Annotated in this window: 13 protein-coding genes; 4 read left to right on the top strand and 9 right to left on the bottom strand. The window is 60.3% G+C overall.

Features of this window, described 5'->3' with window-relative positions:
- The 3 genes from JMJ95_RS12320 to hrcA all read right to left on the bottom strand — a co-directional run.
- The coding region (locus JMJ95_RS12320; protein ID WP_290685771.1) for an Hsp70 family protein at nt 1–782 on the bottom strand (782 nt) is incomplete at its 3' end.
- A 54-nt stretch (nt 783–836) separates the two neighbouring features.
- Complete coding sequence (gene grpE, locus JMJ95_RS12315) at nt 837–1,457, bottom strand: nucleotide exchange factor GrpE (RefSeq protein WP_290685767.1); 621 nt, start codon at nt 1,455–1,457, stop codon at nt 837–839.
- A 22-nt stretch (nt 1,458–1,479) separates the two neighbouring features.
- Nucleotides 1,480–2,490, bottom strand: a complete 1,011-nt coding sequence (gene hrcA / locus JMJ95_RS12310) for a heat-inducible transcriptional repressor HrcA (RefSeq protein ID WP_290685764.1) — start codon at nt 2,488–2,490, stop codon at nt 1,480–1,482.
- A 147-nt stretch (nt 2,491–2,637) separates the two neighbouring features.
- Here hrcA and JMJ95_RS12305 point away from each other — a divergent pair, with 147 nt between their 5' ends.
- The 3 genes from JMJ95_RS12305 to folK all read left to right on the top strand — a co-directional run bounded on the left by JMJ95_RS12305 (nt 2,638) and on the right by folK (nt 5,105).
- Nucleotides 2,638–3,282 (top strand): histidine phosphatase family protein, encoded by a 645-nt coding sequence (locus tag JMJ95_RS12305; RefSeq protein WP_290685761.1) that lies wholly within the window; start codon nt 2,638–2,640, stop codon nt 3,280–3,282.
- Nucleotides 3,283–3,399: 117 nt separating this feature from the next.
- Nucleotides 3,400–4,614: a dihydropteroate synthase gene (gene folP, locus JMJ95_RS12300; RefSeq protein WP_290685758.1), complete on the top strand. Its 1,215-nt coding sequence runs from the start codon at nt 3,400–3,402 to the stop codon at nt 4,612–4,614.
- Nucleotides 4,611–5,105: a 2-amino-4-hydroxy-6-hydroxymethyldihydropteridine diphosphokinase gene (gene folK / locus JMJ95_RS12295; protein ID WP_290685755.1), complete on the top strand. Its 495-nt coding sequence runs from the start codon at nt 4,611–4,613 to the stop codon at nt 5,103–5,105. The genes folP and folK overlap by 4 nt, the downstream gene beginning before the upstream one ends.
- 55 nt (nt 5,106–5,160) lie before the next feature.
- Here the strand turns inward: folK and JMJ95_RS12290 are convergent, their stop codons facing one another.
- The 4 genes from JMJ95_RS12290 to JMJ95_RS12275 are packed head-to-tail and all read right to left on the bottom strand — an operon-like array spanning nt 5,161 to nt 8,247.
- Complete coding sequence (locus JMJ95_RS12290; RefSeq protein WP_290685752.1) at nt 5,161–5,487, bottom strand: peroxiredoxin; 327 nt, start codon at nt 5,485–5,487, stop codon at nt 5,161–5,163.
- Nucleotides 5,488–5,496: 9 nt separating this feature from the next.
- Nucleotides 5,497–5,625, bottom strand: a complete 129-nt coding sequence (locus JMJ95_RS12285; RefSeq protein WP_290685749.1) for a redoxin domain-containing protein — start codon at nt 5,623–5,625, stop codon at nt 5,497–5,499.
- A 19-nt stretch (nt 5,626–5,644) separates the two neighbouring features.
- Entirely contained in the window at nt 5,645–6,511 is an 867-nt protein-coding gene (locus tag JMJ95_RS12280) for a thiamine pyrophosphate-dependent enzyme (protein ID WP_367153804.1), read from the bottom strand.
- Nucleotides 6,508–8,247 carry a 2-oxoacid:acceptor oxidoreductase subunit alpha gene (locus JMJ95_RS12275; protein WP_290685747.1) on the bottom strand — a complete coding sequence of 580 codons (1,740 nt, stop codon included), beginning with the start codon at nt 8,245–8,247 and terminating at the stop codon, nt 6,508–6,510. The genes JMJ95_RS12280 and JMJ95_RS12275 overlap by 4 nt, the downstream gene beginning before the upstream one ends.
- 164 nt (nt 8,248–8,411) lie before the next feature.
- Here JMJ95_RS12275 and JMJ95_RS12270 point away from each other — a divergent pair, with 164 nt between their 5' ends.
- Nucleotides 8,412–8,588, top strand: coding sequence for a hydrogenase expression protein HypA/HybF (locus JMJ95_RS12270; protein ID WP_290685744.1), 177 nt, complete (start codon nt 8,412–8,414; stop codon nt 8,586–8,588).
- Between the two features lie 99 nt (nt 8,589–8,687).
- Here JMJ95_RS12270 and JMJ95_RS12265 read toward each other — a convergent pair whose 3' ends face one another.
- Nucleotides 8,688–10,316: a carbon starvation protein A gene (locus tag JMJ95_RS12265; protein WP_290685742.1), complete on the bottom strand. Its 1,629-nt coding sequence runs from the start codon at nt 10,314–10,316 to the stop codon at nt 8,688–8,690.
- A gap of 53 nt (nt 10,317–10,369) precedes the next feature.
- Nucleotides 10,370–10,706, bottom strand: a 337-nt coding sequence (locus JMJ95_RS12260; protein ID WP_290685739.1) for a hypothetical protein, incomplete at its 5' end; no start/stop codon positions are given.

Here is a 10,706-nt window from a genome sequence, read left to right as displayed (position 1 = left end):
GCGTTGGCGGTGATGAAGGGCAGGGATATGGTGGTCTCCGGCATGGAGGAAAGCTCCACCTTGGCCTTCTCGGCCGCCTCGCGGAGACGCTGCACGGCCATGCGGTCGTTCTTCAGGTCGATGCCTTCCTTCTTCCTGAATTCCTCGACCATCCAGTTCACGATGCGCATATCCCAGTCGTCGCCGCCCAGCCGGTTGTCTCCCGCCGTGGCGAGCACCTCGAACACGCCCTCGCCCACGTCGAGAACGGAGACGTCGAAGGTACCGCCGCCAAGGTCGAACACCAGTATCTTGTGCTCTCCCTGCTTGTTTTCCCCGTAGGCGAGGCACGCCGCCGTGGGCTCGTTGATGATCCGGAGGACCTCAAGGCCGGCGATGGATCCCGCGTCCTTGGTGGCCTGCCTCTGAGCGTCTGTGAAGTAGGCGGGAACGGTGATCACCGCCCTGGTTACGGGCTCGCCGAGGTAGTCCTCCGCATCACGCTTCAGTTTCTGAAGAATCATGGAGGAAATTTCCTGGGGCGTGTACTTCTTCCCGTCGATCTCCACCTTGTGGTCCGTTCCCATTTCCCTCTTTATGGAAAGAACTGTCCGGTCACCGTTCACGATGGCCTGCCGCTTCGCGAGCTGCCCCACGAGCCGCTCCCCTTCCTTCGTGAAGGCCACCACCGAGGGGGTGGTGCGGCTTCCCTCCGAATTGGGGATGATGGTGGTCACGTCCCCTTCTTGAACGGCGATGCAGCTGTTGGTTGTTCCTAGGTCAATTCCTACTACTTTCGACATTTATCTCACCTCATGAAATGTAAAAATCAATAATCGACAAAAGGGCCCGAAGGTTCATTCGGTCTCCTGCCGCGCGCAGGATGCCACTTTCACCTTCGCCGGGCGGAGCACCCGCTCCCCGGTGCGGTATCCGGGCTGGATCTCCTCCGTGACGATGCCGTTCTTCTCCGGATCATCCGTCTCCTCGGCGGCCACCGCTTCGTGGACATCGGGAGAGAAGGGCTCCCCCACGGTGGGGATCCTCTCCACGCCCATTCTTTCCAGTACCGACAGGAACTGGCGCCGTACCATGGTCACTCCCTGGAGGATGCTTTTGCCGTCAGCGGCGCTCTCCGCGGCGAGAGCCCTGTCGAGATTGTCCAGCACCGGCAGAAATTCCATGGCCTTCTCTTCTCCGGCCATGATCCGCTCCCGCTGCCGGTCCCGCTCGATCCTCTTCCTGTAGTTGAAGAAGTCCGCCCGGGCCGCGGCCAGCGCCGACATCAACTCCCGGTTCCGCTCCTCGAGATCTGCAATTACAGCCTGGAAATCCACAGCCTCCGGGGCGCCGCACACCTCTTCAGGTGCCGTCTCCTCCGGGGTGGCCTCCGGCTGCTGAAGGGCATCCGTCTCAGGCGCCTCCCGATCCATATCTTCAGGCCGTTCCGCGGCCTTTTCCTTTTCTTCCCTGCTCATGGTTCCTTCTCCTTTCGACGGTTTAGTTCACAAGGGCTTTGTCGAGTTCTTCCGCTATGGCTTCGAGGATGGAGATGGACTTTTCGTAGTCCATCCTCAGCGGGCCGATGAGCCCAAGGATGGTCCTCCGCCCGTACCCTGACGCGGGGACGAGGACAAGGGAACACTCCTTCATTTCTTGCGAAATTTCCTCCCCGATGGTCACGGAGACCCCCTGCTTTACGCTGTAACGCTCCACCATGTCCGCAAGAGCCTGCTCCTGCTCCAGAAGAGAGAGCACCGTCTGAAACTTTCCGATATCCTGGAAGTCGGGAAGGTTGAGGATGTGCTGCGCCCCGCCGACGAACAGCCGGGAGTTTCTTTTGAGAATGGCGTCCATCTGGACCAGGGCCTCCCTGCAGGTATCCCAGACCCGCTCCAGCCCGTCGAGAACGTAGGTGAAGAGGGCATCGCGGACCTGGGCCCAGGGATGACCGCACGCCACGGTGGAGATCTTCCTGGCAAGGTCGTCGAGAATGTCCTGGGAGAGTTCGCAGGGCAGGTTGATGTTGGCATGGTGCACCAGGCCGCCCTCCAGGACGATGAGCATCAGGACGGTGCTGCCTCCGAGGCGGACGAAATTTACCCGCTGGATCTGCACTTCTTCCAGGGCGGAAAGGGCGGCCACCCCCACGCAGTTGGTGGCCTTCCCCAGGAGCTGGGAGACATACCCGAGGATAGAGTCCACTCCCTCCCTCCGATCCCGGATTTCCTTCTTCCATCGTTCCGTCTCTGCCGGGGCGGAACGGCGACGCTGCATTATGGAGTCCACGTAGAGCCGGTAGGCCTTCGATGTGGGGAGCCTCCCGGCAGACGTGTGGGGCTGGTAGAAATAGCCCATCTCCTCCAGGTCGGCCATCTCGTTCCGGATGGTGGCCGGGCTGCTTCCCCGGAGGTACTTTTTCGATATGGTTCTCGAGCCGGCCGGTTCGCCGGTCTGGATATATTCATACACTACCGAAAGTACGATCTCGAGCTGCCGTTCGGTCAGCATGTCACCACCTCCAATTCGTTAGCACTCTTTCATTGTGAGTGCCAACACGATTCCACTGAGAAGTAGAGTAACAATCCGTGATATTATTGTCAAGACTGGTCAGACGGATTTTTTCCATTTTTCCGGCCGGTCAGGGGAGGATGCGGAATGAAAGAACCTGAACGAACCACCATACTTCTGGCACGGCACGGTGAATGCCGGGGAAACACAGAGGGCCTTTTCCGCGGAAGGGTGGACTTTCCTCTCAATGAGCGGGGCCTCCGGCAGGCCGCCGAGCTTGGGGCGGCTCTTCGCCCCTACCGCCCTGAAGCGGTGGTGACAAGCCCCCTGCTTCGGGCAAAAAGCACCGCCCGGGCCATCGCGGACGCCTGTTCCATCCGGGTGGAAGAGGACGAGGGGATCAACAATATCTCCCTCGGCGTCTGGGAAGGGCGGCCGAAAACGGAAATAGCGAAGCACTACCCCGAGCAGTGGAGAACATGGCTTGAAAACCCCGAAGAGCTCACCGTAGAAGGAGCGGAATCTATGGACGACGTTCTGAGGCGTTCCATGGCCGCCCTCGACCGCGCGGTGGCGAAATACCGGGGGAAGACCTTCGCCGCTGTGACCCACAGGACGGTCATCAAACCCCTCCTCGCCGGCTGCCTCGGCATAGCGTCGCCCTATTTCTGGAAGGTCCACATGGACACGGGATCCTACTCCATCCTCGTCCACGACGACCTCCACGGGTATTCCCTCTTTTCGCTGAACAGGACGGACCACCTTTCGGGCTTCACCAGCGAATGGGTGTGACCTTAAATCCGCTCCCCGCCGGGGAGCGGATTTAAGGTGAGCGTACCTTGACCGCCCCGAGGAGACACTATATTATCGGAACGGCATTTACCCATATTCCCGGAAGGAGCTCCCGCCGTGATCGCTTACCCGCTTCCTGCACAAAGCCGTGAAGATCTCCTCGCGGCACTGCGCCGCATCGGTGCCGACCTTCGCTCCAACGCGTACTTCGAACCCAAGAGGGAGCTTCTCTCCCTGTATATTCCGAAAGCCGACTTCCGGGCGGCGGCGTTCCTGAAGCAGGAACTGCTCGCCCGGGGCGGGGACGCCGTGGTGAACCGGGGCGTCATCTCCTGCGAGGCGTCAGAGAGCGCCGTTCTCCTTCTGGGGACCCCGGGGCAGCTTCGGTCCCTGGCGGAGAAACTGGGGGCCCTTCCCTGCTGGGGCCTGCCCGAAATCCGGGAGAGCCTGTCCCGGGCCCTTGCCGGCATGGACAGGTCCGCATGGACATTCCTCTTCCGAGAGGGCAGAGCTCTCTCTCTCGGGAAACGGACCGCCGTCATGGGCATCCTGAACCTGACCTCCGACTCCTTTTACGAAAAGAGCCGGATTCCGTCGGAGAACGATCTCCTCTCCCGGGCGCGGTCCATGGTTGAGGGGGGCGCCGCCGTCCTCGACCTCGGGGCCGAATCCACCCGGCCCGGTTCGGAACCCGTGCCGGAACGGGAAGAACTTGAACGGCTTCTTCCCGCCGTCGCGGCCGTCCGGAAGGCCTTTCCCGAGACGGTGATCTCCGCCGACACATGGAAAGCGAAGGTGGCCCTGGAAGCCGTCCGGGCAGGGGCCGACATCATCAACGACATCTCCGGCCTGGGGTTCGACCAGGATCTCCCCGCAGCGGCGGCGGAGTCCGGAGCGGGGCTCGTCCTCTCCCACATCCAGGGGACGCCCCGGGAGATGCAGAATGATCCCCGGTACGATGACACCGTGGGGGACATCCTCCGCTATTTCGAGGAACGGCTCTCCCTGGCCGAAAAAGCGGGGATTCCGGCGGAAAGGATTATCCTCGACCCGGGACTTGGATTCGGCAAGCGTTGCGAGGACAACCTCAGGATCCTGCGGAATCTGGACGCGTTCCGTATTTTCGGACGCCCCCTGCTTATCGGCCATTCACGGAAGGGATTCATCGGCACCACCCTCGGACTTGCGGACCCGGAGGACCGCCTGGAGGGAACCCTGGCGGTCACGGCCCTCTGCGGCCTGCGCAATGTCGCGCTCGTCCGGGTTCATGACGTGGAGGCCAACGGTCGGGTTCTCTCCATGCTCGGCGCCGTCAGGGAGTGCAGGGGATGAGTACCGTAGCCCTTTCCCTCGGAAGCAACCTCGGAGACCGGCTGCATCTCATCCGCAAGGCCGTCTTCCTTATCAGGAGCGCCGGCCTCGTTGTCCTGGCTTCCAGCGACGTGTTTGAAACTTCTCCATGGGGGATGGAAGACCAGCCCCGGTTTCTGAACGCCTGCGTCCTGGCGGAAACAAGCCTCTCCCCGGAAGAGCTTCTCGACCTTCTGAAGGGGATGGAGGACGCCATCGGCAGAACCCCGGAAAAACGGTGGGGACCCCGGACCATCGACATTGATATTCTTTTTTATGACGGGCTGTCAATTCGGTCGGACCGCCTGACCGTTCCCCACAGGGAAATGGCGAGGAGGACCTTCGTACTTCTGCCCCTGGCCCAGGTGGCCCCTGAATGGCGGCACCCCGAAACGGGACTCACGCCGGAGGAAATGTTCCGCCTTCTGCCCACGGCCGAAGCCGGCGGCATCCTCCGGATCTGCACCCTGTGATACGGCATGATAGGAAAGAGGCGGGGAAAATTCTCCGCCTCCCATATCCCGCTCTTTAGACTGCCGCTTCCTTCAGGGCCTTGAGAACTTCATCCGCGTGCCCGGCCACCTTCACCTTCCTGAAGATCTTCAGGACCTTCCCGCCGGGGTCCGCGATGACCGTTGAACGCTCCACCCCCATATATTCCCTGCCGTACATCTTTTTTTCCGCCCAGAACCCGCAGGCTTCGATGAAGCCGTGGTCCGGGTCGCTCAGCAGGGGAAACGAAATTCCCAGTTTTTCGGCGAACTTCCGGTGGCTCTCCTGCGAATCGGGGCTGATTCCTGCCACTGCACAGTTCAGCGCTTCGAATGCGGGCATCCTGTCCGCAAAGTCCCTCACTTCGCTGGTTCACCCCGAGGTATTGTCCTTGCTGTAGAAAAAGAGGACAAGCCGTTTCTTTGAAAAATCCCCGGCTGTCCACTCTTTCCCGAAACCGTCGGACAGGCTGAACCGGGGCAGCAGGTCTCCTTCCTTCATCTCCCTTTCCCTCCCTTCCCTATATGGCCGGAGAGGCCAGGAGTTCCTTCACTGCCTTCCGGGGGGCCTCACGGCGGAACAGGGGCCGGTCGTCCTTCCGGTAGGCCGCCAGGGTTTCCTCGAAAACGGGAACTCCTTCCTTCCTGTAGAGAACCCCCAGGGGGAAGGGCCCTTCCTGGAGGAGGGCCAGCTCCATGGCCTTGCCGAAATCGTCCTCGTCATGCCCCTCCAGGGTGTAGGTGTTGTCCATGAACCACTTGTAGGTGTTCACGGAGTTGAAGGAGACACAGGGCTGGAAGATGTCCACCAGGGCGTATCCCTTGTGGCGGACGGCTCTCTTGATGATTTCCTTTGTCTGGTCGCCGTTTCCGGCGAAGGCCCGGGCCACGAAGGTCGCTCCCTGGGCCAGGGCGGCGGCAAGAGGATTGAATGGCTGGGCATGGACACCATCCACCTGCACGGAGGTGCGGAATCCTATGGGGCTCGTGGGCGATGCCTGCCCCTTGGTGAGGCCGTAGACCATGTTGTTAAACACCAGGTTGGTGATCCCCGGGTTACGCCTGATGGTATGGGTGAAATGGTTTCCGCCCTCGCCGTACATGTCGCCGTCCCCTCCCAAGGCGATGACTTCCAGGGCGGGGTTTGCCGCCTTGATGGCCGTTGCGTTGGGGAGGGCGCGACCGTGGAGGCCGTTGAAGAAATGGGCCTTCATGTAATGAGGTGTCTTTGCCGCCTGGCCGATCCCTGAGACCATGACCACGTCCAGGGGCCCGAGGCCGAGCTCGACGAGGGCCTTCTTGATGGAGTCGAGGATTTTGATGTCCCCGCATCCGGGGCACCACGAAAGGTCAATACCGGGAAGATCGAACGCCGTGAAGTCCATCATCTGCTGCCTCCTTTGCCGGGAAGAATTTCGCCGAGCCTGTCCGCGACCTCTTCCACCGAGAACTGAAGTCCGTTGTATTTCAGCACCCTTCGGTCTGCCGCCACACCGAAGGTTTTTCGAAGCAGTCCGGCGAACTGGCCGGTACTGTTTCCCTCCACCACGGCGGTGAATGTTGCCTTCCGCAGAAGATCCCCCACCGACGGTGCGAGGGGCCACACCTGCTCGAAGGCCAGCAGGGCCGTATCGTTCCGCCCGAGGCGCTGGAGGGCTTCCCGAACGATGGGGATGGTGGATCCCCAGCAGACCACCAGGTTAGAGAAGGATTCCGGTCCGACCAGCATCGGGGGAAGAGCGCGGGCCGTCATCCCGGCGAGCTTCCGCATCCGCTTGTCCTGCATCCTGGTCCGGAGGTCGAAGTCCTCATAGACATGCCCCACCTCGTCGTGCTCGTGGCTGTCCGCCCCAACGACGCCCTTTCCCCAGCCGGGAACGCCGAAGGGCGAGTAGCCGTCGGGGGTATCCTCGTAGCGACGGTACTCCGCCGCCGTCTCCGGGATCGGGGGGGGTTCGTCCAGCCAGGAAAGGCCGTCCGCATCCAGGTTGTAGAAGGCGTTCATGAAATACTGGTCCGTCAGCACGATGGCCGGCGTCTGATATTTCAGGGCGATTTCAAAGGCTTCCTGGGCCAATCTGAAGGCGCTTTCCATGGTTCCCGGAGCGTACAGGGCCCGGGGAAATTCGCCGTGACCGGAATAGAGGGCAAGCTCAAGGTCGGCCTGCTCCGTCCGGGTGGCCATACCCGTGGCGGGCCCAGGCCTCTGGGAAAGGTGCACCACCACGGGGGTCTCCATAACCCCTGCCAGGCTGAGCCCTTCGGCCATGAGGGCGAAACCTCCGCCTGAAGTGGTCACCAGGGGGCGGGCTCCCGCATAGGCGGCGCCGACAGCCATGTTCATGGCGGCGAGCTCGTCCTCCACCTGCTCCACCACCGCTCCCACTTTTTCGGCGTGCTTCGCGAAGAAGGAGAGCACTCCCGTCGCCGGGGACATGGGATAGGCGGTGACAAAGTTGCACCCCGCCGCCATGGCCCCCAGGGAAACGGCATCGCTGCCGTTGAGGATCGTCTTCCGCCTTCCCGAATTCCGGGGCCGGCCCTGAAGTACCCCCCCTTCACCGGCAATGGAAAGACCAAGTTCGTACCCCTTCGTCACGGCACCGATATTGCGGGTCACCACGTCGTTCTTTCCGGCGAATCGTTTCCTGTAAAACTCCTCCGCCCCTTTCGTCCCCAAGCCGAGCACCCCGAGGAGAACGCCGGCGGCGATGGAGTTTGAGTAGATCTTCCCTCCGGTCTCTTTCGCCATGGACGACAAGGGGATGTTTACAAAGGAAGCTCCAAGGTCTTCAAGCTCCCCCTTCAGTTCCTCCCTGTCGCCGAAAATGACCGTATCGGCGGAGATCCTCTCCATGATGTTCCTGCGCACCTTCTGACTCAGGGCGACCAGAATATCTATTCTGTCAATAAGGGCATCCACAGGTTCAGAGGCTATCCGGAGCTCGGTTGAGTTGTTCCCTCCTCGGACGCGGGACATGTACTCCCTGGAACCGAAGACGCAAAAACCTTCGTCCGCTATGATTCCCGCCAGCATATCCTCCACGGTCTGGATGCCCAGCCCCGCGGCTCCGCACAGGACGCAGCAGACGTCCCGCCTGTTCTCCAGTGATGAAAAGAGCATGTTGATCCTCCCTTCAGTTTCAAGCTGGACTTATTATACCCTCTGGCGCAGAATAGTGCGGAGTCCTTTTCTGTCCGGGACAATCTGGTATAATATGCCGTAGAAACTTTTAGCGATACACGAGCATCTCATCAATGCCGGAAAAAAAGCGGAGGTGATTTTTCATGGGAAAATTTCGATGCCTGTCGTGCAAAAGCGAGTTTGAGCTGGAAGAAAAGGCGGCAGCCATGAGATGTCCCAGATGCGGGAGCAGGTTCGTCGAAGTGCTCGACGCCGCCAACAGGAAGCGGGGAAAGTCCTGGAGCGCCAAGTCGTTCAGCGTGGGAAAAAGCAGCAAGTAACCGGCACGTTTGTTCAGCAGAAACACTTCTTCCGACTACAAGAGAGGGAAGGCCGAAAAAAACGGCCTTCCCTCTCCTTTCCTTCCGGGTAGTCCTGTATTACAGTTCCTTCCGGACTTCTTTGAGGGCTTTCAACGACTCGAAGACCATCAGCAAGGCAAGGACCAGAAGAATGACGGAGGGAACCACGAGGATGTAATTGGGTTTATCGTAGGCCATGTTGTCCTTGATCATAATTCCCAGGGCCGCCACGGTGGTCACGAGCATGAACCACATGGGGACCATGAGGAACCGGTTGTTCTTCTTCAGCCCCTTCGCAACCCAGACTCCGACGGCCAGAAGCGCGAGGGCCGCAACGAGCTGGTTGGACGCGCCGAAAATGGGCCAGATTGCCGCCCAGGCGGGAATGACGTTGCCGGTCGGGCCGTGGGCCTCGGTGAGAAGCAGAGCCATGGCAGCAGCGATGGCAATGACGGTGGCCGTGTACTTTTCCACTTTCATGTTGGTCAGCTCCTGGATCTGGTAGCGGGTCAGACGGGTGGCCGTGTCAAGGGAGGTAAGAAGGAAGGAGTTGATGGCCAGAAGTCCCAGGGACATGCCGATCTTGGGATCGATCCCGACGATGGAGGCGAACTTGCCGAAGCCTTCCGCGTAGGTGATGGTGGGGCCGCCCTTGGCGACGACGCCGCTGATCATAACCGTACCGATGGCGATGACTGCCACGACGCCTTCAAGCAGCATGGAGCCGTAGCCGACGACCACGGAATCTTTCTCTTTCTTCAGCTGCTTGGACGTGGTTCCGCTGCCCACAAGGGCGTGGAATCCGGAGACCGCGCCGCAGGCCACGATGATGAAGAGCATGGGCCAGATGTATTGCCCGTTGGCAACAAAGCCCTTGAAGGCGGGAAGAACGATCTGGAAGTTCTCGCCCTTGCCCATGATCATGCCGATGGCGCCGATGATGACCGCGAAGTACAGGAAGTAGGATGCAAGATAGTCGCGGGGCTGGAGAAGAAGCCACACGGGGAGCGAAGATGCGAGGAAGATGTAGACCATCAGGATCCACCGCCATGTCTCCATGGGAAGCTTGAAGGTCGAGGCCACCCAGGGCGAGTAATTGCCGTACCAGCAGGCATAGATGACGATGGGCACCATGACGATGGTCATGAGCCACAGGGGCACGCGGTACTTGTAGATCAGCACGCCGAACAGAAGGGCCATGCCGATGTACAGGGAGGCGGAGAAGGCCACTGCCGGGTCGGCCGCGAAGGATCCGGCGGAAAGCTGCAGGAACACCGCGACGATGAGGATGAGGGTAAGGATGGTGAAGCAGAGGAAAAGAACTTTTCCTTTCCGTCCAATCCACTTGTCCACCACTTCGCCCACGGACTTGCCGTCATGGCGCATGGACGACACCAGGGCGCCCATGTCATGGGGGCCGCCGATAAAAGCGGAGCCGATAAGGCACCACAGGTATGCGGGCAGCCAGCCGAACATGGAGGCCGCCGTGATGGGGCCGACGATGGGGCCGGCTCCGGCGATGGAAGCGAAATGGTGGCCCAGAAGGACGGCGGGGTGGGTCGGGCAGTAGTCGATTCCGTCAAACATGGTCTCGGCAGGGGTCTTGTTTTCATTGTTCAGAGCATAGGTGCCTGCCATGTAGGAACCATAAATCTTATAACAAATTGCAAACAAGACGACGGCTATTCCAAACAGGATAGCGAGCACTATATTCACCTCCGTAAGAATATGAAAAGAGTGTGAAAAAAAGGATGGAACTGTTATTTTTCCAGCGCACCACCTCCAGACTCGTTTTTCCGTGAACGAAGAAGTTCCAGCGCTTTATCCACAAGGGGGGCAAGGTCCTTGATCCGTTTTTCAAAGCTGCCCCCGGGCGTAAAGGTGTGTACCTCCACATACCCTCGGAACCCGAATAGAAACGACCGGATGGAACATTCCCCGGCAGATTCCGCTCCGTCGACAAATAGATAGCGCTGCGTCATGAGATCGGGCTGGGGCCTGCAGGTCTTCAGAATCCGCTGCCTGTCGGCCTTCCCGTTGTGGCCCCATATGATATAGTCGTCCGCGTAATATCTGCAAACCTCGCCGATCAGCGCG

The organism is Aminivibrio sp., from assembly GCF_016756745.1.
Taxonomy (GTDB): domain Bacteria; phylum Synergistota; class Synergistia; order Synergistales; family Aminobacteriaceae; genus Aminivibrio.
This window is presented reverse-complemented; position numbering and strand designations above follow the sequence as displayed.

Bases quoted from the DNA above. Each gene is read 5' to 3' on its own strand.
- JMJ95_RS12275 (WP_290685747.1), bottom strand. From the start codon at position 8,247: ATGCTCTTTTCATCACTGGAGAACAGGCGGGACGTCTGCTGCGTCCTG.
- hrcA (WP_290685764.1), bottom strand. From the start codon at position 2,490: ATGCTGACCGAACGGCAGCTCGAGATCGTACTTTCGGTAGTGTATGAA.
- grpE (WP_290685767.1), bottom strand. From the start codon at position 1,457: ATGAGCAGGGAAGAAAAGGAAAAGGCCGCGGAACGGCCTGAAGATATG.
- JMJ95_RS12285 (WP_290685749.1), bottom strand. From the start codon at position 5,625: ATGAAGGAAGGAGACCTGCTGCCCCGGTTCAGCCTGTCCGACGGTTTC.
- JMJ95_RS12280 (WP_367153804.1), bottom strand. From the start codon at position 6,511: ATGATGGACTTCACGGCGTTCGATCTTCCCGGTATTGACCTTTCGTGG.
- JMJ95_RS12305 (WP_290685761.1), top strand. From the start codon at position 2,638: ATGAAAGAACCTGAACGAACCACCATACTTCTGGCACGGCACGGTGAA.
- JMJ95_RS12270 (WP_290685744.1), top strand. From the start codon at position 8,412: ATGGGAAAATTTCGATGCCTGTCGTGCAAAAGCGAGTTTGAGCTGGAA.
- folK (WP_290685755.1), top strand. From the start codon at position 4,611: ATGAGTACCGTAGCCCTTTCCCTCGGAAGCAACCTCGGAGACCGGCTG.